Below are 25,854 nucleotides of genomic sequence, written 5' to 3' on the forward strand. Positions count from 1 at the left end.
ACATTCTTACGTGGGGCGCTAAACCATCGCGCGCCCCGCTCATCAATCGTTAAATCACCAGCATCAGCGCCAGCACCACCACGGCACCGACGCTCATCGACGCGATATACCAGCGCAGATAGCCGTTCTCACTCACCACCAGACCTTTATTACCGATGCGCGACAGCAGCGCCGGCAGGTTCATCAGGGAGTTGAGCGGATCGCGCTGCAGCAGCCAGGCAATGCCAAGGTACGGTTTAACAAATACCTTGTCGTACAGCCAGTCGAAGCCCCAGGCCGCAAACCACCAGGTGCCGAAGAAACGGCCCGGCGCGCTGTTGGCGATGCGGGTGACCAGCTGACGTTTGCCCAGCCACAGCGCGGCGGCAATCAGGATACCGATAATCGCCACGGCACCCGAGGTGATTTCCAGTGCCACTTTGCCGGTTTCACCAAACTCGTTCTGTGGCAGCACGCCCGCCAGCGGAGGCGTAATCAGCGCGCCAACGAAGGTCGAGAGCACCAGCAGCACAATCAGCGGCAGGTGATGCGTAATGCCTTTACCGGCATGCGCATGAATTTTCTCTTCGCCGTGGAACACGATGAAGATCATGCGGAAGGTGTAGATTGAGGTAAGGAATGCACCCAGCAGACCGGCGACCATCAGATTGATGTGACCGTTAGCCAGCGCACCGAACAGAATCTCGTCCTTACTGTAGAAGCCGGCGGTAATCAGCGGCAGCGCAGCCAGCGCGGCACCGCCCACCAGGAAGCAGACATACACCAGCGGGATGCTCTTACGCAGACCGCCCATTTTGAAAATATTCTGCTCGTGATGACAGGCCAGAATCACAGAACCGGAAGAGAGGAACAGCAGCGCCTTGAAGAACGCATGGGTCATCAGGTGGAAAATCGCGGCGTCCCACGCCTGTACGCCCAGCGCCAGGAACATATAGCCGATCTGACTCATGGTGGAGTAAGCCAGCACGCGTTTGATGTCGGTCTGTACCAGCGCGGCGAAGCCCGCCAGCACCAGCGTAATCGCACCAACAATACCCACCAGATGCAGCACTTCCGGCGTCAGCAGGAACAGACCGTGGGTGCGGGCAATCAGATAGACGCCTGCGGTTACCATGGTGGCAGCGTGGATCAGCGCGGAGACCGGCGTCGGACCGGCCATCGCATCGGCCAGCCACGTCTGCAACGGCAGCTGTGCCGATTTACCCACGGCACCGCCCAGCAGCATCAGCGTCGCCCACTGCAGCATGTGGTTGTCCGCCGCGAAGTGCGCCGGGGCCAGCTCCATCAGCTCACGGAAGTTCAGCGTACCCAGTTCGTTGTAGAGAATGAACAACGCAAAGGCGAGGAACACGTCACCGACACGGGTGATGATGAAGGCTTTCATCGCCGCTTTGCCGTTTTCCGGATTGCTGTAGTAGAAGCCAATCAGCAGGTAGGAACACAGCCCTACCCCTTCCCAGCCCAGGTACATCAGCATCAGGTTATCGGCCAGCACCAGCACCACCATGCTCGCGATGAACAGGTTAGTGTAAGCGAAGAAGCGTGAATAACCCTCTTCACCGCGCATGTACCACGAAGCGAACATGTGGATGAAGAAGCCGACGCCGGTGACCACCGACAGCATGGTCAGCGACAGACCATCCAGCACCAGGTTCACTTTGATGTCAAAGTTACCCACGTGCATCCAGGTCCACAGCGCCTGGGTAAATGGCTGCTGGCCGTGACTGAAGAAGTCCACACCCACAAATACGGTGGTCAGCGCCGCAAGGCCCACTGAACCCATCCCCACTGCAGCCGACAGGTTCTCCGACCAGCGACCACGGGAAAACGCCAATAGCAGGAAGCCAATCAGCGGAAATAATACGGTTAAATAGAGAAGATTCATCCGCGCATCTCGCTCACTGTGTCAATGTTCAGCGTCTGACGACGACGATAGAGCTGCAGCAGCAGCGCCAGACCAATACTGGCTTCCGCCGCCGCGAGGCTGATTGCCAGGATGTACATCACCTGACCGTCGGCTTGTCCCCAGTAGCTGCCTGCCACCACCAGCGCCAGCGCCGCGGCGTTGATCATGATCTCCAGACCGATCAGCATAAACAGCAGGTTGCGGCGCAGCACCAGCGAGGTCAGGCCGAGAACAAACAGCACAGCAGCCAGAATCAGGCCGTGTTGTAACGGGATCATGCGTGCTCCTCCTTATTGGCCGCCGCGTCTGACACGCGGTTGCTCAGCACTTCGCCCTGACGATCTTCACGTCCGATATGGAACGCCACCACCAGACCGGCCAGCAGCAGCATTGACGCCAGCTCAACCGCCAGAACATACGGGCCAAACAGACTGATGCCCACCGCTTTGGCATCGATGACGGTGCCATCAATACCCTGGTCGGTTGCGGTCAGGATGGCGTAGATCATCACCACCAGCAGCAGCAGCGAGACAATGCCCGGACCGATCCACAGCGACGGCTTCAGCCATTCGCGCTCCTGATCCTGCTGGGTTTTACCCAGGTTAAGCATCATCACCACGAACACAAACAGCACCATGATGGCACCGGCATAGACGATGATCTCCAGCGCACCGGCAAAATAGGCACCCATTGAGAAGAACACGCCGGCAATCGACAGCAGCGAAACAATCAGGTACAGCAGCGCATGTACCGGATTGGTGTGGGTGATGACGCGCAATGTCGTCAGCACCGCCACCAGTCCGCAAAGATAAAACGCAAATTCCATACCCGGCTCCTTAAGGTAATAAGCCTTTAACGTCGATCGGTTTGGCTTCGTTTTCCGCGTCGCCTTTGTCTTTACCGTCGATCGCCATACCTGCCATGCGGTAGAAGTTGTACTCCGGATATTTACCCGGACCGGAAATCAGCAGGTCTTCCTTCTCATACACCAGATCCTGACGCTTGAACTCACCGAGTTCGAAGTCCGGCGTCAGCTGAATCGCGGTGGTCGGACAGGCTTCTTCACATAAACCACAGAAGATGCAGCGCGAGAAGTTGATGCGGAAAAATTCCGGATACCAGCGGCCATCCTGCATCTCCGCTTTCTGCAGCGAAATACAGCCGACCGGGCAGGCAACGGCGCACAGGTTACAGGCCACGCAGCGCTCTTCGCCGTCCGGATCGCGCGTCAGCACGATACGGCCACGGTAGCGCGGCGGCAGATAAACCGGCTCTTCCGGATACATCTGGGTTTCGCGTTTGGCGAAGGCATGCATGCCAATCATCCAGATACTGCGCACTGTCGTGCCGAAGCCAACGACAATATCTTTTAAAGTCATCTCAAAACCCCTTACTGCGCGTTGTACAGAATCACTGCGGCAGTGGCCAGCAGGTTCAATAACGTCAACGGCAGACATACTTTCCAGCCGAACGACAGCACCTGGTCATAGCGTGGACGCGGCAGCGCAGCACGAATCAGGATAAACATCACCATAAAGAACGCCGTTTTCAGGGCGAACCAGATGAACGGCGGCAGGAACGGACCGTGCCAGCCACCGAAGAACAGGGTGACGATTAGCGCCGATACGGTAGTAATGGCCACGTACTCACCGACAAAGAACAGGCCGAACTTCATCCCGGCATATTCGATGTGGTAACCGTCGGCCAGCTCCTGTTCCGCTTCCGGCTGGTCAAACGGATGACGGTGGCACACCGCGACGCCGGCAATACAGAAGGTCACGAAGCCAAAGAACTGCGGGATGATGTTCCACAGGTGCGTCTGGCTCTCAACGATGGCGTTCAGGTTAAAGGAACCCGCCTGCGCCACCACGCCCATCAGCGACAGGCCGAGGAACACTTCGTAGCTCAGGGTCTGCGCGGAGGCACGCATTGCACCGAGCAGCGAGTATTTGTTGTTACTCGACCAGCCCGCGAACAGTACGGCGTAAACCGCCAGACCCGCCATCATCAGGAAGAACAGCAGACCGATGTTCAGGTCGGTGACCATCCAGCTCGGCGAAACCGGCACAATCGCAAACGCCAGCAGCAGCGAAACGAAGGCGATGACCGGTGCCAGGGTAAAGATGAAGCGATCGGTAAACGGCGGAACCCAGTCCTCTTTAAAGAACATTTTGATCATGTCCGCCGCCAGCTGCAGCGAGCCGCCCCAGCCTACGCGGTTCGGTCCATAACGGTTCTGCCACAGGCCGAGCAGACGACGCTCGGCAAAGCTCATGAAGGCACCACAGGCCACCACCACCAGCAGGATGACAATGGCTTTCACCACCTGCAGGATGATGTCAATAACGTCCGGTGTCAGCCAGCTCATTGCGCTGCCTCCTGCAGTTTGTCAATTTGCGCACCCGCGAGGAACGGCGGTACACCCGGCATGCCGAGCGGCAGACCCACCTGCCCCGCCTGCAGTGCCGCAGAGAAGCGCACCGGCAGACGCAGCGTTTCACCGGCGCAAACCAGCTCCACGGACGCACCGTTATTAACGCCCAGCTTCTCAGCATCTGCCGGGTTGATCACCAGCGTGGCCGGCGCCATGCGTTTCTGGAAGGTTGGCGAGCGCTGGGTCATCTCTTCACTACCAAACAGCTGATAGTAAGGTGCCACGCGATACTGGCTGCCGCCCACGAAGCGTGCCGGAACCTGGCTGAACCAGTCCAGTGCACTTTCGCTGGCTTCAAACAGACGCACGCCCGGATCGCCATGACGCAGTTTACCGCCCACTTCCGCCTGGAACTTGTTCCACGCCTGCGGTGAGTTCCAGCCTGGTGCCCAGGCAAAAGGAATCTGCGAACGCGGTGCCGACGGCTGGTTGTTACCTTCCATGGAGAAGGCGAACATGGTGTCTTTATCCTGCGGCTGACGCGGTTCGTGCACGCTGATGTTGGCGCGCGCGGCGGTACGGCCACTGGCACGATGCGGTGAACGCGCCAGTTTCTGACCACGGATGCGGAAGCTGGCGTCCGGCGCCGCGTCCTTAATCCCTTTCAGCTGCGGCAGCGCCACAATCGCGGCATCAATCACGTGATCGAGCTGCGTCCAGTCAATCTGGCGGCTCTCGACGGCACTGTGCAGCGAATGCAGCCAGCGCCAGCTCTCCAGCATCACCACGCTATCGTCGTAGTAGGACGGATCGTAAACCTGGAAGAAGCGCTGGGCGCGACCTTCATGGTTGATGGAGGTGCCGTCGCTCTCGGCAAAGCTGGCGGTGGAGAGCACCAGACCGGCTTTCTCCAGCGTGGCCGTGCGTTGATGATCAACCACGATCACGTGCGCGGTGTTATGCAGTGCCGCATCGACGGTGGCTTTCGGCGCGTGACGGTAGAGATCGTTCTCCAGCACCACCAGCGCTTCCGCTTCGCCTTTATCCAGCTGCTCCAGCGCGCTGTCCAGCGACTGGCCGCCCATCAGTCCCAGACCAAAGCTGTTGGCGGCACCGGCGAGGAAGGTGATACCCACGTCAGCACCGCGCGCTTTCAGCGCTTTAGCCACGTTGGCTGCCGCTTCAATCATTGCCGTGCTGCCCGAGTGGGTACCGGAAATGATCAGCGGTTTTTTCGCGCCGGCCAGCGCCTGAACCACCACGTCCAGCTTGCCATTCAGGCTGCTGTCAAAGTCGCTAACCGCCGGTGCGCTGTCATCCAGCGCATGCGCGATGGCGAAGCCCAGGCGTGCCTGATCTTCCACCGGTGCGCGATAGCTCCATGAGGCGATATCATCGAGACGGGTTTCATCAACGTTAGTGACAAACAGCGGATGTTTGGCATGCTGACCAATGTTGAGGATGGCGGCGATCTGCCAGTCCGCGACTTTCTGAGCGGCGGCCATTTCGCGTGCTTTGCCTTTAACGGCCTGACGCACCGACAGCGCCACGCGGGCACCGACCTGAGTCAGGTCTTCACCCAGCACCAGCACGGCGTCATAGCTTTCAATTTCACGCAGCGATGGCGTATAGATACCGCCCTGCTGCAGCACTTTCAGCATCAGCTCAACCCGCGCCTGCTCAGCTGCCGGCATACCGGTTGAGAAGTTTTCAGCGCCCACCAGTTCACGTAGCGCGAAGTTGCTTTCAATACTGGCGCGAGGTGAACCGATACCGATCACCTTCTTCGCCTGACGCAGGATATCCGCGGCGGCATTAACCGCCTGTTCTGCGTTCAGCGTGATACGGTCGCTGCCACGCAGCTGTTCCGGATGACGCGGACGATCTTTACGGTTCACGTAGCCATAGCCGAAACGGCCACGGTCGCACAGGAAGTAGTGGTTCACCGATCCGTTGTAGCGGTTTTCGATACGACGCAGCTCGCCATAACGCTCGCCCGGGCTGGTGTTACAACCCACGCTGCACTGCTGGCAGATGCTGGGCGCAAACTGCATATCCCACTTACGGTTATAGCGTTCAGAGTGGGTTTTATCGGTGAACACGCCGGTCGGACAGATTTCTACCAGGTTACCGGAGAATTCGCTCTCCAGCGTGCCATCTTCCGGACGGCCAAAGTAGACGTTGTCATGCGCGCCGTACACGCCAAGATCTTTGCCATCGGCGTAATCTTTGTAGTAGCGCACGCAGCGGTAACAGGCGATACAGCGGTTCATCTCATGCGAGATAAACGGCCCGAGATCCTGATTCTGATGGGTACGCTTGGTAAAACGGTAGCGACGGAAGCTGTGTCCCGTCATTACCGTCATATCCTGCAGGTGACAGTTACCGCCCTCTTCGCACACCGGACAGTCGTGCGGGTGGTTGGTCATCAGCCACTCCACCACGCTTTCACGAAACTCTTTCGCTTCGCCATCGTCGATGGAGATAAAGGTGCCGTCAGACGCAGGCGTCATGCAGGACATGACGAGGCGACCACGGGTATCTTCGGCATTCTGGAATTGCTTCACCGCGCACTGGCGGCAGGCTCCCACGCTTCCCAGCGCCGGATGCCAGCAAAAATAAGGAATATCAAGGCCCAGAGACAGACACGCCTGCAGCAGGTTGTCCGCTCCGTTCACATCATATTCTTTACCGTCTACATGGATTGTAGCCATAGTGAACATGCTTCCGTAAGGCTCGTCCGCAGACGAGCGTTAAACATCTAATTCCTGCCCCGCAGCCTCAGGCCCGGGCGATTCCGTGTACGACGGCGGCTTACCAGCGCGCTTTCAGCAGGTTAGGCTGAATCCCGCCAATGGCGCGGGTATTGCCAAACACCTGCGGCGCAATGCCAGCTTCAAACTCGTCACGGAAATATTTAATCGCGCTCTGCAGTGGCTCAACGGCACCCGGTGCGTGGGCGCAGAACGTCTTGCCCGGACCGAGCTGGCGGCACAGCTGCAGCAGGGTTTCGATATCCCCCGGCTGGCCTTTTTTCTGCTCCAGCGCACGCAGGATCTTCACGCTCCACGGCAGACCATCACGGCACGGCGTACACCAGCCGCACGACTCGCGCGCAAAGAACTCTTCGAGGTTGCGTACCAGCGACACCATATTGATTTCGTGGTCGACCGCCATCGCCAGCGCGGTACCCAGACGGCTGCCGGCTTTGCCGATGCTGGCAAATTCCATCGGCAGGTCGAGGTGCTGCTCGGTCAGGAAGTCAGTACCGGCTCCGCCCGGCTGCCAGGCTTTGAACTTGAGGCCATCGCGCATACCGCCGGCATAATCCTCAAGGATTTCGCGTGCGGTGGTGCCAAACGGCAGCTCCCACACGCCCGGATTTTTCACCCGGCCGGAGAAGCCCATCATCTTGGTGCCAGTGTCTTCGCTGCTGGAGATGTTTTTGTACCACTCCACGCCATTCAGGAAGATCGCCGGCACGTTCGACAGCGTCTCAACGTTGTTGACGCAGGTCGGTTTGCCCCAGACGCCGGCACTGGCCGGGAACGGCGGCTTGGAGCGCGGGTTAGCGCGGCGCCCTTCCAGCGAGTTGATCAGCGCGGTCTCTTCGCCGCAGATATAGCGGCCTGCACCGGTGTGAACAAACAGCTCGAAATCGAAGCCGGTACCAAGAATGTTTTTACCGAGATAGCCCGCGGCAGTGGCTTCGGCGATGGCACGACGCAGATTTTCCGCGGCTTCGATGTATTCACCGCGCAGGAAGATGTAGCCACGGTAGGCTTTCAGCGCAAACGCACTGATCAGCATGCCTTCCACCAGCTGGTGCGGCAACTGCTCCATCAGCAGGCGGTCTTTATAGGTGCCAGGTTCCATCTCATCGGCGTTACACAGCAGGTAACGGATGTTCATGGATTCATCTTTGGGCATCAGGCTCCACTTCAGGCCGGTGCTGAAGCCCGCACCGCCGCGCCCTTTCAGGCCGGAATCCTTCACCGCGGCGACGATCTCGTCCTGGCTCATGCCCTTGAGCGCTTTATCGGCGCCAACGTAGCCGTTTTTACTGCGGTATTCATCGAACCATACCGGCTGTTTGTCGTCACGCAGACGCCAGGTCAGCGGATGGGTTTCCGCAGTACGAATGATCTGTTTAATGGTCATTGATACTGCTCCAGCAGATTGGCGATGCCTTCCGGCGTCAGGTGAACGTGGGTATCTTCATCCACCATCATGGTCGGGCCTTTGTCACAGTTGCCGAGGCAGCAGGTTGGCAGCAGCGTAAAGCGACCATCCGGCGTGGTTTGTCCTGGCTTAATGTTCAGGTTCTGCTCCAGCGCCGCCTGAATGCCCTGGTAACCGGTGATGTGGCACACCACGCTGTCGCAGTAGCGAATCACGTGGCGGCCAACCGGCGTACGGTAGATCTGGCTGTAAAACGTCGCCACACCTTCTACGTCGCTGGCCGGAATGCCCAGTACCTCAGCAATCGCGTTGATGGCACCGTCTGGCACCCAGCCGCGCTGCTTCTGCACGATCTTCAGCGCTTCAATCGACGCCGCGCGCGCATCTTCATAGTGATGTTTTTCATGCTCAATAGCGTGGTGCTCGGCCTCGCTCAGCACAAAGACCTCAGTCGGGTCGATGGTTTGAATGGCAATTTTTTGATCGTGCATAATTAGCGGTCCACGTCTGACATAACAAAATCGATACTACCGAGGTACACGATCAGGTCGGATACCAGGCTGCCGCGGATCACCGAAGGGATCTGCTGCAGATGCGGGAAGCTCGGCGTACGCACGCGGGTGCGGTAGCTCATGGTGCTGCCATCGCTGGTCAGGTAGTAGCTGTTGATCCCTTTCGTCGCTTCAATCATCTGGAACGATTCGTTGGCCGGCATTACCGGGCCCCACGAAACCTGCAGGAAGTGCGTGATCAGGGTTTCAATGTGCTGCAGCGTGCGCTCTTTCGGTGGCGGCGTGGTCAGCGGATGATCGGCCTTGAACGAGCCTTCCGGCATGTTCTTCAGGCACTGCTCAAGGATACGCAGCGACTGCCACATCTCTTCCATCTTCAGCTGCACGCGGGTGTAAGCGTCGCTGATACCGGCGCCGACCGGCACCTCGAAGTCGAAGTTTTCATAGCCGGAATAGGGACGCCATTTACGCACGTCGAAGTCCAGACCGGTAGCGCGCAGACCGGCACCGGTGGTGCCCCACGCCAGCGCTTCGTCCATGTTATAGGCGGCCACGCCCTGCGAACGGCCCATCAGCACGGTGTTGCGCAGCGCAGCTTTGTCGTACTCTTTCAGACGCTTCGGCATCCAGTCGAGGAACTCGCGCAGCAGACGTTCCCAGCCTTTCGGCAGATCGTGCGCCACACCACCGATGCGGAACCACGCCGGGTGCATACGGAAACCGGTGATCGCTTCCACCACGTCATAAATTTTCTGACGGTCGGTAAAGGCAAAGAACACCGGCGTCATGGCACCGACGTCCTGAATAAAGGTGGAGATGTACAGCAGGTGGCTGTTGATACGGAACAGCTCTGACAGCATCACGCGAATCACATTCACGCGATCCGGTACGGTGATGCCCGCCAGCTTTTCCACCGCCAGCACGTACGGCATTTCGTTTACGCAGCCGCCGAGGTACTCGATACGGTCGGTATACGGAATATAGCTGTGCCACGACTGACGCTCGCCCATCTTCTCCGCGCCGCGGTGGTGGTAACCCACGTCCGGCACGCAGTCGACGATCTCTTCGCCATCCAGCTGCAGAATGATGCGGAACGCACCGTGCGCTGAAGGGTGGTTCGGACCGAGGTTGAGGAACATGAAGTCCTCATTGGTGGTGCCACGCTTCATGCCCCAGTCTTCCGGCTTGAAGGTCAGTGACTCCATCTCCAGATCTTCTTTCTGCTTAGTCAGCGTGAAAGGATCGAACTCGGTGGCGCGCGCCGGGTAGTCTTTACGCAGCGGGTGCCCTTCCCAGGTCTGCGGCATCATGATGCGCGTCAGGTGCGGGTGGCCGTTGAAGGTGATACCAAACATCTCCCAGGTTTCGCGCTCATACCAGTTGGCGTTGGCGAAAATTTTGGTGATGGTGGGCACATTCAGATCGTTTTCAGACAGCGCCACCTTGAGCATGATGTCGCGGTTGCGTTCAATCGACAGCAGGTGATAGAAAACGGAAAAATCCGCGGCGGGCAGACCGGCGCGGTGGGTACGTAAACGCTCATCGAAACCGTGCAGGTCATAGAGCATGACGTACGGCTTCGGCAGCTTACGCAGGAATTCAATGATTTCCAGTAGCTGTTCACGCTTCACCCAAACGACCGGAATGCCGGTGCGGGTGGCCTGAACGGTAAAGGCATCCGGCCCAAAACGGTTACGCAGCTCGCCGATCACCGGATCATCCAGGTGATCCCGGGTTTGCCATGCAGGCTGAGCGAGATCTTGCGTGGTTAAATCTGTCATACGTTACTCACCATTCCGGCCTGTAATCAGGCACTCAAAAGAAGGCGTCAGGATGGCGGCACACACTACGTTGTCATTATCTGCTGCGGCCGTGGCTCCATCCGTGTACGGGGTGCTTAAACTTCGTCTGGGGTTCTCAGGTTGGTGACGGCAATACGCTCACCACGCTTTCTTTCACGCTCAGACTGCATATTGGCGCGATACACGCCCTGATCGCCAACCACCCACGAGAGTGGACGACGTTCTTTGCCGATGGACTCACGCAGCAGCAGCAGCGCCTGCATGTAAGCTTCCGGACGTGGCGGACAACCCGGGATATACACATCAACCGGCAGGAATTTATCGACACCCTGCACCACCGAATAGATGTCATACATACCGCCGGAATTGGCGCAGGCCCCCATCGAAATCACCCATTTCGGTTCCAGCATCTGGTCATACAAACGCTGAATCACCGGTGCCATTTTGGTAAACGGCGTACCGGCGATCACCATAAAGTCAGCCTGACGTGGCGAGGCGCGCATTACTTCCGCACCGAAACGCGCCACATCATGTACTGCGGTGAATGACGTGGTCATTTCCACGTAGCAACAGGAAAGGCCGAAGTTATACGGCCAGAGAGAGTTTTTACGACCCCAGTTCACCATGTCATGCAGGGCGTGCTCGAGCTTGCCCATATAGACGCTGCGATGAACGTGCTGCTCCAGAGGATCGGTAACAATCTCCTGTTTCTGCAGGGGATAACGGTCGTTATCGCCCCCGTTCGGGTCTACGCGTGTCAGCGTGTAGTCCATCTTATTGCCTCGCTTTTACTGCTTATGAGGGTTGGTGTGACTGTGGCTGACCGGGCTCGATTTGACGACTACGCGACGACGCGCAGGCGCCCAATCCAGCGCACCGATGCGCACCAGATAAACCAGGCCTGCCAGGAGCACCAAAATGAAAATTGCGGCTTCGACAAAGCCGACCCAGCCGCTTTCGCGAATGGAGGTCGACCATGCGTATAGATAGAGGGCTTCGACGTCGAAAATGACGAAAAACATCGCAACCAGATAGAATTTTGCCGAGAGGCGGATATGGGTATCACCGACGGATTCGATACCGGATTCAAACGGCGTGTCTTTATGGCGCGCGCGTGCACGTCCACCTAACAACCAGCCACCGGTTAACATAAAGGCACACAGGCCAAACGCGATAACAATGAAAACAATAAACGCCCAGTGATGAGCGATGACTTCTGTGGTTGTTGACATACTCTTTGCTTACTCATCAAAAGTGGCGATGGCATCCTGCACTGTCGCAGCAAACACACCACATCGATTCAAGGGAAGGATAAAAAACCTTATAAACTTTGCTGTCTTTATCAATTAAGCAGCAATTTTATGGGGTTTTTTACTCCTTTCTATAACCTTTTGTCAACTTTGACAAAAGTATCCAAACATTAATTTACACCCGCATCATATTATTAACATATGCACCCCTGAGCGCCAGCTAAATCGCTTCAGTTTGTACGGTTAATTTCAGTGTAGCGGGTATTCACATGCATGGATCGTGCGTTTAACAATCATAGTTTGACAGGTCTTGCGCGGATTTCCCCCCCCTTATCGGGGGTATTTTTTTGATCCAGAACACATATTGACGTTTTTTGCTGGAAAAACCGGCAGGCGGTCTGGCGGCAGGCGGAGATAAAGTTGGCACGAAATGATAAATAAATTCCGCGCAGGATGAAAATGAAACACATTTCACTTTTCAGGAAGTTAGTGAAATTATCAGGTGCAAATCGTGCTAAAAAAGCGGAAATAACCGCCATAAAAAAAGCCTTAGCTGATTTTCATCAGGCTAAGGCTTTTTTCTCTAACTTTTAACAATTATCTGGCATGCCGGTTGTGCAGGATCACCAGTAACGGTCAACCTTACTCTTCATCATCCAGCAGCAGCGTACCGTCCGGATTCGCGCTCAGATTGTAAGGATCGTTAGTGGACTGCATCGCGTTGAAGATGGCCAGTGCCAGCTCATTATCGCTGTCCGGATTACGGCACAGCAGATATTGCGTATCCGGCAGCACCGGCAGGCCTTCTGCAGCACCCATCACGCGCAGCTCCGGGCTCATCATTTCAACCGGACGCGCGGTGACACCCAGCCCCGCTTTTACCGCCGCACGTACCGCCGCCAGCGTGGAAGCCACGTAGGAGATACGCCACGGGATACCCGCTTCGTTGAGATGATCGATCGCCATGTCACGGTACGGGCTTGGCTCATCCAGCAGCACCAGCGGAATGGCTTCACCGCGCTGGAAAATATAGTCTGCCGCGCAGTACCACAGCGTTGGCGAGGTGCGCAGCACCTGGTAGGTGAAGTTACCCGGACTGGAGGTGGTGACCACCAGATCCACTTCGCCCTGGTTCAGCATTTCCATCATAAACGGATTACGCTTCACGCGGACGTCGATTGCCAGTTTCGGATACACTGACGTTACGCGGTTAAGCAGAAACGGCAGAATGGTATCAGAGGTATCGTCAGACGCGCCAATCGTCAGCACGCCCTGGATATTGCTGTACATTAAAGAAGTGCAGGCTTCATCGTTGAAACGCAGGATCTTCCTGGCGTAGCCAAGCAGCTGAATGCCATGCTCAGTCAGCAATTTGTTACGTCCATGTCTGGCAAACAGCTCTTTACCTACCAATTGTTCCAGACGTTGCATCTGCTGGCTTACGGCTGATTGCGTTCTGCATACTGCTGCAGCGGCGGCTGCAAAGGTATTCAGGTCAGCAACGGCGACAAAAGTACGCAGCAGATCGAGGTCGAGATTCAGTATCGGACGATTTGCATTAGTCATGTTATTTCTTCACTTATAAGATTTTTTGAAACTACTACCCTGGTGTATTACCATACTTATCAAAGAGATAAGTGGTAATGGTGCTTAATGATCGCCCTGTGTGAAGGCGCTCATGAAAAAATCGAGTCAGGCGGATGCCGACGAACACATCACCGCAAAACGGGCAATGGCGTCGTAAAAGTCAGAACAACTTCCTGGGCCAGGGACGTCAGTAGAACGTTGCTGGAAGCTGTGTAGTTGCCTGGTTTCCCGCCAAACTGTCCTGCGGGGCAAAAAGGAATAACATCTTGTTATGCTGATGCGAAGCGATAAAGTGCATCAAATAATAAATTATACTTAATCATTTTTACGCTATAAATGGAAATGTTTTTGTTCAAAACATCGTAATTTTTGACCAAAAGCCATTTCCGGCACATCCTGCCACAACGCTGCTGATTTTTTAACCCGCCTGGTTCTTAAACTGAATGATAAGCGTTAAAGTGACAGCGTAAATGCTATTTAAGCCGCTGCCACGCGGTTTTATCCCCGGCTGACGGGGCCTGGTTTCAACCGCTTCGCAAAGCAAATAACCGTCGTCATCGCCTCATGCCAGATAGTGCTTAATCATTGCTGCACATTTTTTCGGCATCTAACAAGATTCCTTTAACTATTTCATCAAGTCGCTAACCATTCCTCAGACCGCAGTTAAATGAAAAATTGCTGAATGGCGCGGCGCGCGGCTGGATATCCCGGTTTACAGGCGACCCGATCAGCGCAAGCATTTAATGTTGACTGCTGCCATTTTAATAGATAATTAAACCAGTTTTAATAGTTAAAAATGCGTTTCACGCCACTGAATCCGGCAAAGCCTGGCTATCGCGCCAAAACCCAGCGCTGCCCTTCTTTTGTTACGGTGAGAGGAGTAAATTGAGCAGGTTTGATTTTAGTGGCAGGTTAAAAGGACTCTGCCCATTAAGGCGATAACGATGAATTTTCAAATTGATAAATCCGGCAAGCTGGAAAATGTCTGTTACGACATTCGTGGCCCGGTACTGAAAGAAGCTAAACGTCTCGAAGAAGAAGGCAACAAAGTTCTCAAACTCAACATCGGCAACCCTGCCCCGTTTGGTTTTGAAGCCCCTGATGAAATCCTGGTAGACGTGATTCGTAACCTACCGAGCGCGCAAGGCTATTGCGACTCGAAAGGTCTCTATTCAGCACGTAAAGCCATCATGCAGCACTACCAGGCGCGCGACATGCGCGACGTTACGGTAGAAGATATCTATATTGGCAACGGCGTGTCTGAACTGATCGTACAGGCGATGCAGGCGCTGCTGAACAGCGGCGATGAGATGCTGGTGCCCGCGCCAGATTATCCGCTGTGGACGGCGGCGGTTTCGCTGTCGAGCGGCAAAGCGGTGCACTATCTGTGCGACGAATCCGCGGGCTGGTTCCCGGATCTGAATGATATCCGCAGCAAAATCACGCCGCGTACCCGCGGGATCGTGATCATCAATCCCAACAACCCGACCGGTGCGGTGTACAGCAAAGAGCTGCTGCTGGAGATTGTGGAGATCGCCCGCCAGCATAACCTGATCATCTTCGCCGACGAGATCTACGATAAGATTCTGTATGACGAAGCCCAGCATCATTCGATTGCCGCGCTGGCACCGGATCTGCTGACCGTAACCTTCAACGGGCTGTCCAAAACCTACCGCGTGGCGGGTTTCCGCCAGGGCTGGATGGTGCTGAACGGACCGAAAAAGCACGCCAAAGGCTATATCGAAGGTCTGGAGATGCTGGCTTCAATGCGTTTGTGCGCTAACGTGCCGGCACAGCATGCCATTCAGACTGCGCTGGGCGGCTATCAGAGCATCAGCGAGTTTATCGCGCCGGGTGGACGGCTGTTCGAGCAGCGCCAGCGCGCCTGGGAACTGATTAACGATATTCCCGGCGTCAGCTGCGTAAAGCCGCAGGGCGCGCTGTATATGTTCCCGCGCATCGATGCGAAGAAATTCAACATCATGGACGACCAGAAAATGGTGCTGGATTTCCTGCTGCAGGAAAAAGTGCTGCTGGTGCAGGGCACCGCCTTTAACTGGCCGTGGCCGGATCACGTGCGCATCGTTACCCTGCCGCGCGTGGACGACCTCGAGATGGCGATCAACAAGTTTGGTCGCTTCCTGCAAGGCTATCGCCAGTAATCTGTGACGCGTATACTGTTTGACTTTCGGGGAGCCGCACAAGCTCCCCGCCGTGCAACAGGAACCGTCCATGACCCGTAGCCACTTTTTCGCCCACCTCTCCCGCCTGAAACTCATCAACCGCTGGCCGCTGATGCGCAATGTGCGCACGGAAAATGTCTCTGAGCACAGTCTGCAGGTCGCCATGGTGGCGCATGCGCTGGCCATCATTAAAAACAAAAAATTTAACGGCAATCTGAATGCCGATCGCATCGCCATGCTGGCGCTGTATCATGATGCCAGCGAAGTGCTGACCGGCGATCTGCCCACGCCGGTGAAGTACTACAACGCGCAGATTGCTCATGAGTACAAGAAGATCGAAAAGATTGCGCAGCACAAGCTGATTGAGATGCTGCCGCCTGAGTTGCAGGACGCGTATCGTCCGCTGCTGGATGAGCACCTGCATAGCGAGAGCGAGCAGGCGGTGGTGAAACAGGCCGATGCGCTGTGCGCCTACCTTAAGTGCCTTGAAGAACTGTCGGCCGGCAACAACGAGTTTCTGCTGGCCAAAGCCCGTCTGGAGAAGACGCTGGCGCAGCGGCGATCGCCGGAGATGGATTACTTCGTTGAAGTCTTCATCCCCAGCTTCAGCCTGTCGCTGGATGAAATTTCCCAGGATACGCCGCTGTAACCTGCGCCGCTCAGCGTGGGCTATTTCAGGCGCGGAGCGTCACGCTGAAATAACCGTCCGGCTGTTTACTGATGTGCAGCGGCTGCAGATTTTCCACCTGCAGCGCCACTTCACTCAGGCGTGGCGCATCGGCCGGCGGATTGACCGCCACCACCGCGCAGCCCGCTTCCAGCCCGGCGATAATGCCCGCCGGTGCATCTTCCACCACCACGCATTCTGGCGCATAAAGCCCGAGCCGCTCAGCACCCAGCAAATAAGGTTCAGGATTGGGCTTACCGAATTTAATGTTCTCGGCGGTAATAAACACTTCCGGCAGCGGTAAGCCGGCCGCTTTGTGGCGGGCGTGCGCCACCGGGATCGATCCCGAGGTCACAATCGCCCAGGGAATGTCGAGTGCGTTCAGGGTAGCCAGCAACGCGTGTGCACCGGCAATCGCCTGCACGCCTGCCGTGTCTTCTGCTTCCAGCTGCTCCAGCCAGCGAAATTCGGCCTGGATCGCTGCTTCAGACTGGCCCGCCATAAAGTGGCGCAGCGAGTTGATCGCCGGTTTGCCGTGAATGTAGTCCAGCACCTGCTGCGCGGCCAGGCCGTGGCGCGCGCCCCAGCTTGACCAGGCGCGATTCACGGCCGGCAGTGAATCCACCAGCGTCCCGTCTAAATCAAACAGAAAACCCCTGTACTTCACACGTTGCTCCTTATTCAGGCATTGAGGATTTGAGCGATTTCATTCTCACTGAGGTGATACTGACGCGGACAAGTGTGCCACACCGCCAGCATGCGTTGGTATTTTTCCCACATCGGGGTTTGCGCATTGAAGCCGTGGGTGCCGGAATCGAAATGGGTATAGCGCCCTTCCACATTAACCATAAAGCGCACATAGCCGAGGTAACGCGCTTCGGTGGCCGCGTCGAAGCCGAGAAACGCCAGGCGACGCTCTTCAATGTTGCACGGCGCTTTGTGATTGGACCAGGAAACATGCAGCGCATGATGCATTTCCATAATGTCGATCAGCGTACGGCAGGTCGCCTCGCTCAGCTCGCCGAACTCTTTGTCCAGCTCGCGCAATTGCAGTCCATAGCCGCGTTCAATGATGGTCTGATAGCGGCGATAGCGCTCGGCGTTATCCGGCTCAAGCATCGCCATCATCTGGTATTGATTAGAAAGAATCAGTCGCTGTGCATGGGTCATTTCCATGGTTTACTCCCGGGCCGCAGGGCCGCTTAAGATTTAAACAATGCAGAAATGATTACACAACGAAAGCGATGCGTGTATGTCCGCATCACTATTCTTTGATTTGAACCGGGATTGGGCGCAAATTCTCTGGCAGAGAAAAGCGCCATTTGATCAAAGATCGTCGAGGAAAGTACGGTCGAGCTGCTTAAAAGCACGCTTGAGCACATCCGCCAGCGCCTGGTAAGTCGGCTTGCCGTCAACGGGGGCAATGGCCTGTCCGGCCTCTTCCAGTTTGGCGCGCACTTCATGGAACCAGTGCAGCAGCGTTGGCGGCAGCGGCGTGACGGAACGTTTACCCAGCCACCATAATCCCTGCATTGGCAGGCTACAGGCAAACAGAGCGGTAGCAATCGCCGGACCGAGCTGCCCGCCGAGCGCGATTTGCCACGTCAGCGTAAAAATGGCCAGCGGTGGCATAAAGCGAATCGCAAAGCGGGTTGCCGTCACCACACGGTTCTCAGGAAACACCGGCGCCAGACGTTTGTCGGCGGGCCAGGTTTTCATATAGTGCTGGCCGCGCTGAAATAAGCCGAACCAGCCTGGATTGCCTGCGTCATTCGCCATGGTAGACCTCAACTATTACTGCAACATTTAAAAAAATTTTATAACTACACAACTTTACGTGACATCCTTCAAAAGATTTTGTCTTTGCGGGTCACAGTGGGTATTCTGACGCCGTTTTTGCAACATTACCGGAAGCCGCAGCTCAATAAAAGAGCGCGCTGGAGCCATGTTTCGCTTCGTGGATTTCAAAAATCTGCGTAAAATTACCGAAATTTTTTGCGTGTCGTTTCTTTTTTGACTAGCGCATGATGTTAATCATTAATCTACCAGCTTTCATAGGCTACGCTGTTAGTCTGATTGCGTTATTTTTAGCCACTATTTAACAAAATAGGTACTTCCATGTCGACGAAGTTAGTACTGGTCCTCAACTGCGGCAGCTCCTCTCTTAAGTTTGCCATTCTCAATCCAGCCAGCGGTGACGAATACCTTTCCGGTCTGGCGGAGTGTTTCCACCTGCCGGAAGCGCGCATCAAGTGGAAACTGGACGGCAGCAAACAGGAAGCCCCGCTCGGCGCGGGCGCAGCGCACAGCGAAGCGCTGAACTTCATCGTTAAAACTATTCTGGCACAAAAACCAGAGCTTTCGGCACAAATCGCTGCAATCGGCCATCGTATCGTTCACGGCGGCGAGCAGCTGACGCAATCGGTGGTGATTGACGAGTCCGTCATTCAGGGCATCAAAGACGCGTCGTCCTTCGCGCCACTGCACAATCCGGCGCACCTGATCGGTATCGACGAAGCGATGAAAAACTTCCCGCACCTGTCGGATAAAAATGTCGCCGTTTTCGACACCGCCTTCCATCAGACTATGCCGGAAGAGTCCTATCTCTATGCCCTGCCGTACAACCTGTATAAAGAGCATGGCGTGCGTCGTTACGGCGCGCACGGCACCAGTCACTACTATGTGACGCAGGAAGCCGCCAAAATGCTGAACAAGCCGGTCAGCGAGCTGAACATCATCACCTGCCATCTCGGCAACGGCGGTTCTGTTGCGGCCATCCGTAACGGCCAGTGCGTGGATACCTCAATGGGTCTGACGCCGCTGGAAGGCCTGGTAATGGGCACCCGCAGCGGTGACATCGATCCGGCTATCGTCTTCTTCCTGCACGATACGCTGGGCATGAGCGTGGATGCGATCAACAAACTGCTGACCAAAGAGTCCGGCCTGCTGGGCCTGACCGAAGTCACCAGCGACTGCCGTTACGTGGAAGATAACTACGCCACCAAAGACGATGCCAAACGTGCGATGGATGTGTTCTGTCACCGCCTGGCGAAGTACATCGGCAGCTACACCGCGCTGATGGAAGGCCGTCTGGATGCGGTAGTGTTTACCGGCGGTATCGGTGAAAACGCGGCGATGGTGCGTGAGCTGGCGCTGGACAAACTGGGTCTGCTTGGCTTCGAGGTTGACCACGAGCGCAACCTGGCTGCACGCTTCGGCAAATCCGGCTTCATCAATAAAGAGGGTACCCGCCCGGCGGTGGTGATTCCAACCAATGAAGAGTGGGTCATCGCCCAGGACGCCGCGCGCCTCACCGCGTAATGTTTCTCTCCGTCAGCTTCGGCTGACGGTGTTGTTTTTGACACCCTGTAACACCGCGAGGTTTCTATAGTGTCACGTACAATTATGCTTATTCCTACCGGCACCAGCGTCGGCCTGACCAGCGTCAGCCTTGGCGTGATTCGTGCCATGGAGCGCAAAGGCGTGCGCCTGAGCGTGTTCAAACCGATCGCCCAGCCGCGCGCTGGCGGCGATGCGCCAGACCAGACCACCACCATCATTCGCAAAAACTCCGCTATTCCGGCCGCGGTTCCGCTGCCAATGTCACGCGTTGAGTCGCTGCTGGGTTCTAACCAGCAGGATGTGCTGATGGAAGAGATCATTGCCAACTACCACGCCAACGCCAAAGATGCGGAAGTGGTGCTGGTGGAAGGCCTGGTTCCGACGCGCAAGCATCAGTTTGCCTCGGCGCTGAACTATGAAATTGCCAAAACGCTGAATGCGGAAATCGTCTTCGTCATGTCGCTGGGTAACGACTCTCCGGCACAGCTGAAAGAGCGCATCGAACTGACGCAGAGCAGCTTCGGCGGCAGCAAAAACAAAAACATCACTGGCGTCATCATCAACAAACTCAACGCGCCGGTGGATGAGCAGGGCCGTACCCGTCCGGATCTGTCAGAAATTTTCGACGACTCCTCAAAAGCCAGCATCGCCAACATCGATCCTAAGCAGCTGTTCGCCAACAGCCCGCTGCCGGTGCTGGGCTGCGTGCCGTGGAGCTTTGATCTGATCGCGACGCGCGCCATTGATATGTGCCGCCATCTCAACGCGGAGATCATCAACGAAGGTGAAATCCATACGCGTCGCGTCAAATCCGTCACCTTCTGCGCGCGCAGCATCCCGCATATGCTGGAGCACTTCCGTCCGGGCTCGCTGCTGGTGACCTCAGCTGACCGTCCTGACGTGCTGGTGGCGGCCTGTCTGGCGGCGATGAACGGCATCGAAATTGGTGCAGTGCTGCTGACCGGCGGCTATCAGATTGAAGCGCCGATCGCCCGTCTGTGCGAACGCGCTTTCCAGACCGGCCTGCCGGTGTTCATGGTAAAAACCAACACCTGGCAAACCTCGCTCAGCCTGCAGAGCTTCAATCTGGAAGTGCCGGCTGACGACACGCAGCGCATTGAAAAAGTGCAGGAGTACGTGGCCGGCTTTATCAATGCTGACTGGGTTGAATCACTGACCGCCACATCCGAACGCAGCCGTCGTCTGTCACCGCCGGCATTCCGTTATCAGCTCACCGAGCTGGCGCGTAAAGCCGGCAAGCGCATCGTCCTGCCGGAAGGTGACGAACCGCGTACCGTTAAAGCGGCGGCGATTTGTGCCGAGCGCGGCATCGCCACCTGTGTGCTGCTGGGCAATCCGGATGAGATTCAGCGCGTGGCCGCAGCGCAGGGCGTTGAGCTCGGTAAAGGCATTGAAATTGTCGATCCGCAGGTGGTGCGTGACAACTACGTGCCGCGCCTGGTTGAGCTGCGTAAGAGCAAAGGCATGACCGAAGTGGTCGCGCAGGAGCAACTGGAAGATAACGTGGTGCTGGGCACCATGATGCTGGAAAGCGGCGAAGTTGACGGTCTGGTCTCGGGCGCGGTTCACACCACCGCCAACACCATTCGTCCGCCGTTGCAGCTGATCAAAACCGCGCCGAACAGCTCGCTGGTCTCCTCGGTATTCTTCATGCTGCTGCCAGAGCAGGTGCTGGTGTACGGCGACTGCGCCATCAACCCGGATCCTAATCCGGAACAGCTGGCCGAGATCGCGATTCAGTCCGCCGACTCCGCCAAAGCCTTCGGCATCGATCCACGCGTAGCGATGATCTCCTACTCTACCGGTAACTCCGGTGCCGGTAGTGACGTAGAGAAAGTGCGTGAAGCAACGCGCATTGCGCAGGAAAAACGCCCGGATCTGGTGATCGATGGCCCGCTGCAGTACGACGCCGCGATCATGGAAGACGTCGCCAAGTCTAAAGCGCCGAACTCGGCGGTGGCCGGACGTGCGACGGTATTTATCTTCCCGGATCTCAACACCGGTAACACCACTTACAAAGCGGTGCAGCGTTCTGCCGACCTGATCTCCATCGGGCCGATGCTGCAGGGCATGCGCAAACCGGTTAACGACCTGTCACGCGGTGCGCTGGTCGATGATATTGTCTACACCATTGCGCTGACGGCGATTCAGTCGCAGCAGGCTGAAGGCTAATCCCCTTCCCCGCTCCGCATCAGCACGCCCGCCCGGGCGTGCTTTTTTTTATCCTGCGCCACAACCCTGCCCGTATAAACGCACTGGCAAAATCCCGCCTGCGCGCTAACACTGATTACACTCTCCCGCGACTTACGAGGTCAGCAATGAGCAACAGTGATGTGCACAGCCGTCGGTTACAGGCCACGCCGCGTGGCGTGGGCGTGATGTGTGATTTCTTTGCGGCGAAAGCCGAAAACGCCACGCTGTGGGACCAGCAGGGGCGCGAATATATTGATTTCGCCGCTGGCATTGCGGTGCTCAATACCGGCCACCGGCATCCCAAAGTGCTGGCGGCGGTACAGCAGCAGCTGACGTGCTTCACCCATACCGCGTTTCAAATTGTGCCGTATGAGAACTACATTCACCTTGCGGAGCGTCTGAATGCGCTGGTGCCGATTGAAGGCGCCGTGAAAACCACCTTCTTCTCTACCGGCGCCGAGGCGGTCGAGAACGCGGTGAAAATCGCGCGCGCAGCCACCGGCCGCCCGGGGATTATCGCCTTCAGCGGCGCGTTCCACGGTCGCACCAATATGACCATGGCGCTGACCGGCAAAGTTCTGCCTTACAAAACCGGCTTCGGCCCGTTTGCCAGCCCGGTGTTTCACGCCCGCTACCCCAATGCGCTGCATAACGTCAGCGTGCACGATGCGCTCGACAGTCTGGAGACGATTTTCCGCAGCGATATCGCGCCACAGCAGGTGGCGGCCATCATCTTTGAACCGGTTCAGGGCGAAGGCGGATTCTATGTCGCGCCGCCAGAGTTTGTGACGGCGCTGCGTCAGCTGTGCGATCGCCACGGCATCCTGCTGATCGCCGATGAAGTACAGAGCGGTTTTGCGCGCACCGGCAGGCTGTTTGCCAGCGAATATTATGAGGTGCAGCCGGATCTGATCACACTGGCGAAAAGTCTGGCAGGCGGGTTTCCGCTGTCGGCGGTGAGCGGCCGGGCCGCGGTGATGGATGCACCGGAGCCGGGCGGTCTGGGCGGCACCTATGCCGGCCATCCGCCAGCAATTGCCGCCGCGCATGCGGTGCTGGATATTATCAGTGAGGAAAAGCTGTGCGAGCGTGCGCAATGGCTCGGTACGCAGCTGGCGGAAGCGTTGAATGGCGCCGGATGCCGTGCGCTGGCCGAGGTACGCGGCTATGGCTCAATGATGGCGGCGGAGTTTCATGACGCGAGCGGTCGGCCCTCGGCGGAAATCGCCAAAGCGATTCAGCAGCAGGCGCTGGCCGAAGGATTGATTCTGCTGACCTGCGGCGTGCACAGCAACGTGATCCGCTTTCTTTATCCGCTAACCATTCCGGACGCCCAGTTCAGTACGGCGCTGAACATTCTCACCCGCATTCTCAGCCAGCATTAAACACAAAAGGCACCCTTAGGGTGCCTTAATGCGGAAGCGCAGGAATCAGGCTTCGCTGCTTTGCTTACTGCGCACCGCGTCACTGTTGCGGCTCAGCCACAGCGACAGGGCTTTGAGTGAATCATCGGTGAATTCATCACAGCGGGCGGTGATCTCTTCCGGCGTCATCCAGAACACTTCATCCACTTCCTCTTCCTGCATGGCAAACGGACCGTGCGACACGCAGCTGAACAGTCCACCCCATACGCGGCAGTGCTGATCTTCGAAGTAAAATTTGCCGTGCTCGGCGAACGGGACATCGGCGATGCCGAGCTCCTCTTCCGCTTCACGACGGGCGGATTCCAGCAGGTCTTCACCGCTTTGCACCACGCCGCCCGCAGTGGCATCCAGCATACCCGGCATGAAATCTTTGCTCTCGGTACGGCGTTGCACCAGAATCTTGCCCATGCCGTCGTGCACCACAATATAGGTAGCGCGATGGCGCAGACATTGCGCACGCATCTGCGCACGGCTGGCCTGCGCAATCACTTCGTTTTCTTCGCTAACGATATCCACCCACTCGATACCGTCACCTGCCGTTTGATCCACCATCCGGTAACCCTTTCTCTGTTTTCGGCGTGCCCAGCACGCGCCTGTTTGCGATGCTTTATTAGAATGAGCGCTAAGGTAAAGCGTTCTTTTCGCCGCCGCAAGGTTTTAGCGTGCTTTACCCGACTCGGCCAGCCACAGCTGCACTGAGGCGCGCTGCCACTGGAATTCTGCATAGTGCTGCAGCTTCACCGGCAGCGGATCGCCGTGCAGCGCCAGCCGGTTAATCATCACCGCCAGGTCGGTGTCGGCAATCGACCACTCGCCAAACAGGTTCTGTTGGCCGTCCGGCAGCAGGCGCTGCACCGCGGCAATCAGTTTACTGGCGGCCTGTTCGCCAGCGGGCGTGAGCGGAGCAAAGCGTTCAGCAGCAAACAGCACTTCGGTAGGTCGCTCCGTGCGCAGCGCCAGTAAATCGCTGCGCAGCCACGCCTGCACTTCGCGCGCGTGGGCACGTTTTTCGCGATCGCGCGGATAGAGGCGCTCAAACTCCGGCGCTGGAAAACGCTCTTCGAGGTATTCGGCGATGGCCGAGGATTCATTCAGGCTGACATCATCAATTTGCAGCGTGGGCACACGGCAGGTCAGCGACAGGCCACGGTATTCATCGTCAAGCTTTGCATTGCGCGACAGGTCAACGCGCCTGACAGTAAAAGGAATGCCCTTCTCGGTAAGCGCAACATAAACTGACATGGCATACGGGCTAAAAAAACAGGAATCGGACCACAAGGTAATGGCGGGATAGTTCATCAGCTGCCTCGGCTAAGCGTCAGGTGTGCATCATGTTTACCGATTTTTGCCGGCTAAGGCAATGGCGCGCTGGTCCGATGTTTTGCCGCAGGACCACGGCAAACTGGCGGTTTTTCATCATAAGCGTAAGCGCTGTCACGCCGCAGCGGCACTTCTCTTCTATGCTCAATTCTGAGCAGATAATTAATGACAGGGAGACTAAACATGCACCTGCTTATTACCGGCGGTACCGGCTTGATAGGTCGCCATTTAATTCCGCGCCTGCTGCAGCTGGGCCATCAGGTGAATGTGGTAACGCGTGACGTGGCGGCTGCGCGGGAAAAACTCGATGCGCGCGTGATGCTGTGGTCGGGCATTAACCAGCAGTCCGATCTCAATGCTATTGACGGCGTCATCAATCTGGCGGGAGAACCGATTGCCGACAAGCGCTGGACCGAGCAGCAGAAGCAGCGCCTGTGCGAAAGCCGCTGGCAAATCACTGAACAGATCGTCTCGCTGATCCACGCCAGCAGCAATCCGCCGCGCCTGTTGATTTCCGGCTCGGCCACCGGCTTTTATGGTGATAGCGGCGATGTGGTGGTGACCGAGGACGATCCGGGCCACGAGGAGTTTACCCACACCCTGTGCGCCCGCTGGGAGCAGCTGGCGCTGAAGGCGCAAAGCGAGCGCACCCGCGTGTGCCTGCTGCGCACCGGCGTGGTGCTGGCGCGCGAAGGTGGCGCGCTGAGCAAAATGAAGCTGCCGTTCAAACTTGGCGTCGGCGGACCGATTGGCAGCGGCAAACAGTACCTGCCGTGGATCCACGTGGACGATCTGGTCAACGCCATCCTGTGGTTGATCGATAACGATCAGTTGCAGGGCCCGTTCAACATGGTGGCGCCTTACGCGGTGCGCAACGAGCAGTTCGCCGCCACGCTGGGCCAGGTGATGCACCGTCCGGCCTTTATGCGCACCCCGGCCAGCGCCATCAAACTGATGATGGGAGAATCCGCCGTGCTGGTGCTGGGCGGGCAGCACGTGCTGCCGAAGCGGCTGGAGGAGTCCGGCTTTGGTTTCCGCTGGTACGATTTGCAGGAAGCGCTGCAGGATGTCGCCGGCTGACGCATCTCCGC

At 57.1% G+C, this 25,854-nt stretch carries 23 protein-coding genes and 1 pseudogene; 7 read left to right on the plus strand and 17 right to left on the minus strand.

Annotation, left to right across the window (positions count from 1 at the left end; genetic code table 11):
- Nucleotides 1-49: 49 nt before the first annotated feature.
- The 11 genes and pseudogenes from nuoL to CBW22_RS14585 form a co-directional block, all read right to left on the minus strand.
- Nucleotides 50-1,885 (minus strand): NADH-quinone oxidoreductase subunit L, encoded by a 1,836-nt coding sequence (nuoL, locus tag CBW22_RS14535; RefSeq protein WP_088517042.1) that lies wholly within the window; start codon nt 1,883-1,885, stop codon nt 50-52.
- Nucleotides 1,882-2,184, minus strand: a complete 303-nt coding sequence (gene nuoK / locus CBW22_RS14540) for an NADH-quinone oxidoreductase subunit NuoK (protein ID WP_013509877.1) — start codon at nt 2,182-2,184, stop codon at nt 1,882-1,884. Before nuoK ends, nuoL begins: the two co-directional genes overlap by 4 nt.
- Entirely contained in the window at nt 2,181-2,732 is a 552-nt protein-coding gene (gene nuoJ / locus CBW22_RS14545; RefSeq protein ID WP_021509221.1) for an NADH-quinone oxidoreductase subunit J, read from the minus strand. The genes nuoK and nuoJ overlap by 4 nt, the downstream gene beginning before the upstream one ends.
- 10 nt (nt 2,733-2,742) lie before the next feature.
- Nucleotides 2,743-3,285: an NADH-quinone oxidoreductase subunit NuoI gene (gene nuoI, locus CBW22_RS14550; protein WP_021509220.1), complete on the minus strand. Its 543-nt coding sequence runs from the start codon at nt 3,283-3,285 to the stop codon at nt 2,743-2,745.
- A gap of 11 nt (nt 3,286-3,296) precedes the next feature.
- Nucleotides 3,297-4,274, minus strand: a complete 978-nt coding sequence (nuoH, locus tag CBW22_RS14555) for an NADH-quinone oxidoreductase subunit NuoH (RefSeq protein ID WP_021509219.1) — start codon at nt 4,272-4,274, stop codon at nt 3,297-3,299.
- On the minus strand, nt 4,271-6,994 hold the full coding sequence (gene nuoG / locus CBW22_RS14560; protein ID WP_088517043.1) for an NADH-quinone oxidoreductase subunit NuoG: 2,724 nt from the start codon (nt 6,992-6,994) through the stop codon (nt 4,271-4,273). The genes nuoH and nuoG overlap by 4 nt, the downstream gene beginning before the upstream one ends.
- A gap of 100 nt (nt 6,995-7,094) precedes the next feature.
- Nucleotides 7,095-8,435 carry an NADH-quinone oxidoreductase subunit NuoF gene (gene nuoF / locus CBW22_RS14565; protein ID WP_031280037.1) on the minus strand — a complete coding sequence of 447 codons (1,341 nt, stop codon included), beginning with the start codon at nt 8,433-8,435 and terminating at the stop codon, nt 7,095-7,097.
- Nucleotides 8,436-8,437: 2 nt separating this feature from the next.
- Nucleotides 8,438-8,981: pseudogene (gene nuoE, locus CBW22_RS14570) on the minus strand (NADH-quinone oxidoreductase subunit NuoE).
- Nucleotides 8,956-10,755, minus strand: coding sequence for an NADH-quinone oxidoreductase subunit C/D (nuoC, locus tag CBW22_RS14575; protein ID WP_088517044.1), 1,800 nt, complete (start codon nt 10,753-10,755; stop codon nt 8,956-8,958). Before nuoC ends, nuoE begins: the two are co-directional and overlap by 26 nt.
- Nucleotides 10,756-10,871: 116 nt before the next feature.
- Nucleotides 10,872-11,549, minus strand: a complete 678-nt coding sequence (locus tag CBW22_RS14580; RefSeq protein WP_021509214.1) for a NuoB/complex I 20 kDa subunit family protein — start codon at nt 11,547-11,549, stop codon at nt 10,872-10,874.
- Between the two features lie 15 nt (nt 11,550-11,564).
- Nucleotides 11,565-12,008, minus strand: a complete 444-nt coding sequence (locus CBW22_RS14585) for an NADH-quinone oxidoreductase subunit A (protein WP_021509213.1) — start codon at nt 12,006-12,008, stop codon at nt 11,565-11,567.
- Between the two features lie 477 nt (nt 12,009-12,485).
- Here CBW22_RS14585 and CBW22_RS26740 point away from each other — a divergent pair, with 477 nt between their 5' ends.
- Complete coding sequence (locus tag CBW22_RS26740) at nt 12,486-12,620, plus strand: hypothetical protein (protein WP_254919513.1); 135 nt, start codon at nt 12,486-12,488, stop codon at nt 12,618-12,620.
- A gap of 48 nt (nt 12,621-12,668) precedes the next feature.
- Here CBW22_RS26740 and lrhA read toward each other — a convergent pair whose 3' ends face one another.
- Complete coding sequence (lrhA, locus tag CBW22_RS14590; RefSeq protein ID WP_021509211.1) at nt 12,669-13,592, minus strand: transcriptional regulator LrhA; 924 nt, start codon at nt 13,590-13,592, stop codon at nt 12,669-12,671.
- Between the two features lie 965 nt (nt 13,593-14,557).
- Here lrhA and CBW22_RS14595 point away from each other — a divergent pair.
- Together CBW22_RS14595 and yfbR are read left to right on the plus strand one after the other, a co-directional pair.
- Nucleotides 14,558-15,775 carry a pyridoxal phosphate-dependent aminotransferase gene (locus tag CBW22_RS14595; protein WP_088517045.1) on the plus strand — a complete coding sequence of 406 codons (1,218 nt, stop codon included), beginning with the start codon at nt 14,558-14,560 and terminating at the stop codon, nt 15,773-15,775.
- 70 nt (nt 15,776-15,845) lie between these two features.
- Complete coding sequence (gene yfbR, locus CBW22_RS14600) at nt 15,846-16,445, plus strand: 5'-deoxynucleotidase (RefSeq protein WP_021509207.1); 600 nt, start codon at nt 15,846-15,848, stop codon at nt 16,443-16,445.
- A gap of 25 nt (nt 16,446-16,470) precedes the next feature.
- On the opposite strand, the gene CBW22_RS14605 is transcribed toward yfbR, so the two are convergent.
- From CBW22_RS14605 to yfbV, 3 genes are all read right to left on the minus strand, one after another.
- Nucleotides 16,471-17,130: a sugar phosphatase gene (locus tag CBW22_RS14605; protein WP_088517046.1), complete on the minus strand. Its 660-nt coding sequence runs from the start codon at nt 17,128-17,130 to the stop codon at nt 16,471-16,473.
- 14 nt (nt 17,131-17,144) lie between these two features.
- Complete coding sequence (locus CBW22_RS14610) at nt 17,145-17,639, minus strand: YfbU family protein (protein ID WP_021509205.1); 495 nt, start codon at nt 17,637-17,639, stop codon at nt 17,145-17,147.
- Between the two features lie 150 nt (nt 17,640-17,789).
- Nucleotides 17,790-18,242 carry a terminus macrodomain insulation protein YfbV gene (gene yfbV, locus CBW22_RS14615; RefSeq protein ID WP_021509204.1) on the minus strand — a complete coding sequence of 151 codons (453 nt, stop codon included), beginning with the start codon at nt 18,240-18,242 and terminating at the stop codon, nt 17,790-17,792.
- Between the two features lie 339 nt (nt 18,243-18,581).
- On the opposite strand from yfbV, the gene ackA reads away from it, so the two are divergent.
- From ackA to CBW22_RS14630, 3 genes are all read left to right on the plus strand, one after another.
- On the plus strand, nt 18,582-19,784 hold the full coding sequence (gene ackA, locus CBW22_RS14620) for an acetate kinase (protein ID WP_021509203.1): 1,203 nt from the start codon (nt 18,582-18,584) through the stop codon (nt 19,782-19,784).
- Nucleotides 19,785-19,853: 69 nt separating this feature from the next.
- Nucleotides 19,854-21,998, plus strand: a complete 2,145-nt coding sequence (gene pta, locus CBW22_RS14625) for a phosphate acetyltransferase (RefSeq protein WP_176428128.1) — start codon at nt 19,854-19,856, stop codon at nt 21,996-21,998.
- Nucleotides 21,999-22,144: 146 nt separating this feature from the next.
- Nucleotides 22,145-23,404, plus strand: coding sequence for a 4-aminobutyrate--2-oxoglutarate transaminase (locus tag CBW22_RS14630; protein WP_088517047.1), 1,260 nt, complete (start codon nt 22,145-22,147; stop codon nt 23,402-23,404).
- Between the two features lie 45 nt (nt 23,405-23,449).
- On the opposite strand, the gene yfcD is transcribed toward CBW22_RS14630, so the two are convergent.
- On the minus strand, nt 23,450-23,995 hold the full coding sequence (gene yfcD, locus CBW22_RS14635; protein ID WP_021509200.1) for an NUDIX hydrolase YfcD: 546 nt from the start codon (nt 23,993-23,995) through the stop codon (nt 23,450-23,452).
- A gap of 105 nt (nt 23,996-24,100) precedes the next feature.
- Nucleotides 24,101-24,742: a glutathione transferase gene (gene yfcF / locus CBW22_RS14640; RefSeq protein WP_088517048.1), complete on the minus strand. Its 642-nt coding sequence runs from the start codon at nt 24,740-24,742 to the stop codon at nt 24,101-24,103.
- A 204-nt stretch (nt 24,743-24,946) separates the two neighbouring features.
- Between yfcF and CBW22_RS14645 the strand changes: the two genes are divergently transcribed.
- Nucleotides 24,947-25,843: a TIGR01777 family oxidoreductase gene (locus CBW22_RS14645; protein ID WP_088517049.1), complete on the plus strand. Its 897-nt coding sequence runs from the start codon at nt 24,947-24,949 to the stop codon at nt 25,841-25,843.
- Nucleotides 25,844-25,854 lie beyond the last annotated feature (11 nt).

The sequence above is a fragment of the Pantoea sp. VS1 genome, from assembly GCF_002207995.1.
In the GTDB taxonomy this organism is placed as follows: domain Bacteria; phylum Pseudomonadota; class Gammaproteobacteria; order Enterobacterales; family Enterobacteriaceae; genus Pantoea; species Pantoea dispersa.

Bases quoted from the DNA above. Each gene is read 5' to 3' on its own strand.
- nuoH (WP_021509219.1), bottom strand. From the start codon at position 4,274: ATGAGCTGGCTGACACCGGACGTTATTGACATCATCCTGCAGGTGGTG.
- nuoJ (WP_021509221.1), bottom strand. From the start codon at position 2,732: ATGGAATTTGCGTTTTATCTTTGCGGACTGGTGGCGGTGCTGACGACA.
- nuoG (WP_088517043.1), bottom strand. From the start codon at position 6,994: ATGGCTACAATCCATGTAGACGGTAAAGAATATGATGTGAACGGAGCG.
- CBW22_RS14585 (WP_021509213.1), bottom strand. From the start codon at position 12,008: ATGTCAACAACCACAGAAGTCATCGCTCATCACTGGGCGTTTATTGTT.
- ackA (WP_021509203.1), top strand. From the start codon at position 18,582: ATGTCGACGAAGTTAGTACTGGTCCTCAACTGCGGCAGCTCCTCTCTT.
- nuoK (WP_013509877.1), bottom strand. From the start codon at position 2,184: ATGATCCCGTTACAACACGGCCTGATTCTGGCTGCTGTGCTGTTTGTT.
- yfcD (WP_021509200.1), bottom strand. From the start codon at position 23,995: ATGGTGGATCAAACGGCAGGTGACGGTATCGAGTGGGTGGATATCGTT.
- CBW22_RS14610 (WP_021509205.1), bottom strand. From the start codon at position 17,639: ATGGAAATGACCCATGCACAGCGACTGATTCTTTCTAATCAATACCAG.
- nuoL (WP_088517042.1), bottom strand. From the start codon at position 1,885: ATGAATCTTCTCTATTTAACCGTATTATTTCCGCTGATTGGCTTCCTG.
- nuoI (WP_021509220.1), bottom strand. From the start codon at position 3,285: ATGACTTTAAAAGATATTGTCGTTGGCTTCGGCACGACAGTGCGCAGT.
- yfbR (WP_021509207.1), top strand. From the start codon at position 15,846: ATGACCCGTAGCCACTTTTTCGCCCACCTCTCCCGCCTGAAACTCATC.
- yfcF (WP_088517048.1), bottom strand. From the start codon at position 24,742: ATGAACTATCCCGCCATTACCTTGTGGTCCGATTCCTGTTTTTTTAGC.
- CBW22_RS14580 (WP_021509214.1), bottom strand. From the start codon at position 11,549: ATGGACTACACGCTGACACGCGTAGACCCGAACGGGGGCGATAACGAC.
- yfbV (WP_021509204.1), bottom strand. From the start codon at position 18,242: ATGGCGAATGACGCAGGCAATCCAGGCTGGTTCGGCTTATTTCAGCGC.
- CBW22_RS14595 (WP_088517045.1), top strand. From the start codon at position 14,558: ATGAATTTTCAAATTGATAAATCCGGCAAGCTGGAAAATGTCTGTTAC.
- lrhA (WP_021509211.1), bottom strand. From the start codon at position 13,592: ATGACTAATGCAAATCGTCCGATACTGAATCTCGACCTCGATCTGCTG.
- CBW22_RS26740 (WP_254919513.1), top strand. From the start codon at position 12,486: ATGAAACACATTTCACTTTTCAGGAAGTTAGTGAAATTATCAGGTGCA.
- CBW22_RS14645 (WP_088517049.1), top strand. From the start codon at position 24,947: ATGCACCTGCTTATTACCGGCGGTACCGGCTTGATAGGTCGCCATTTA.
- nuoC (WP_088517044.1), bottom strand. From the start codon at position 10,755: ATGACAGATTTAACCACGCAAGATCTCGCTCAGCCTGCATGGCAAACC.
- CBW22_RS14630 (WP_088517047.1), top strand. From the start codon at position 22,145: ATGAGCAACAGTGATGTGCACAGCCGTCGGTTACAGGCCACGCCGCGT.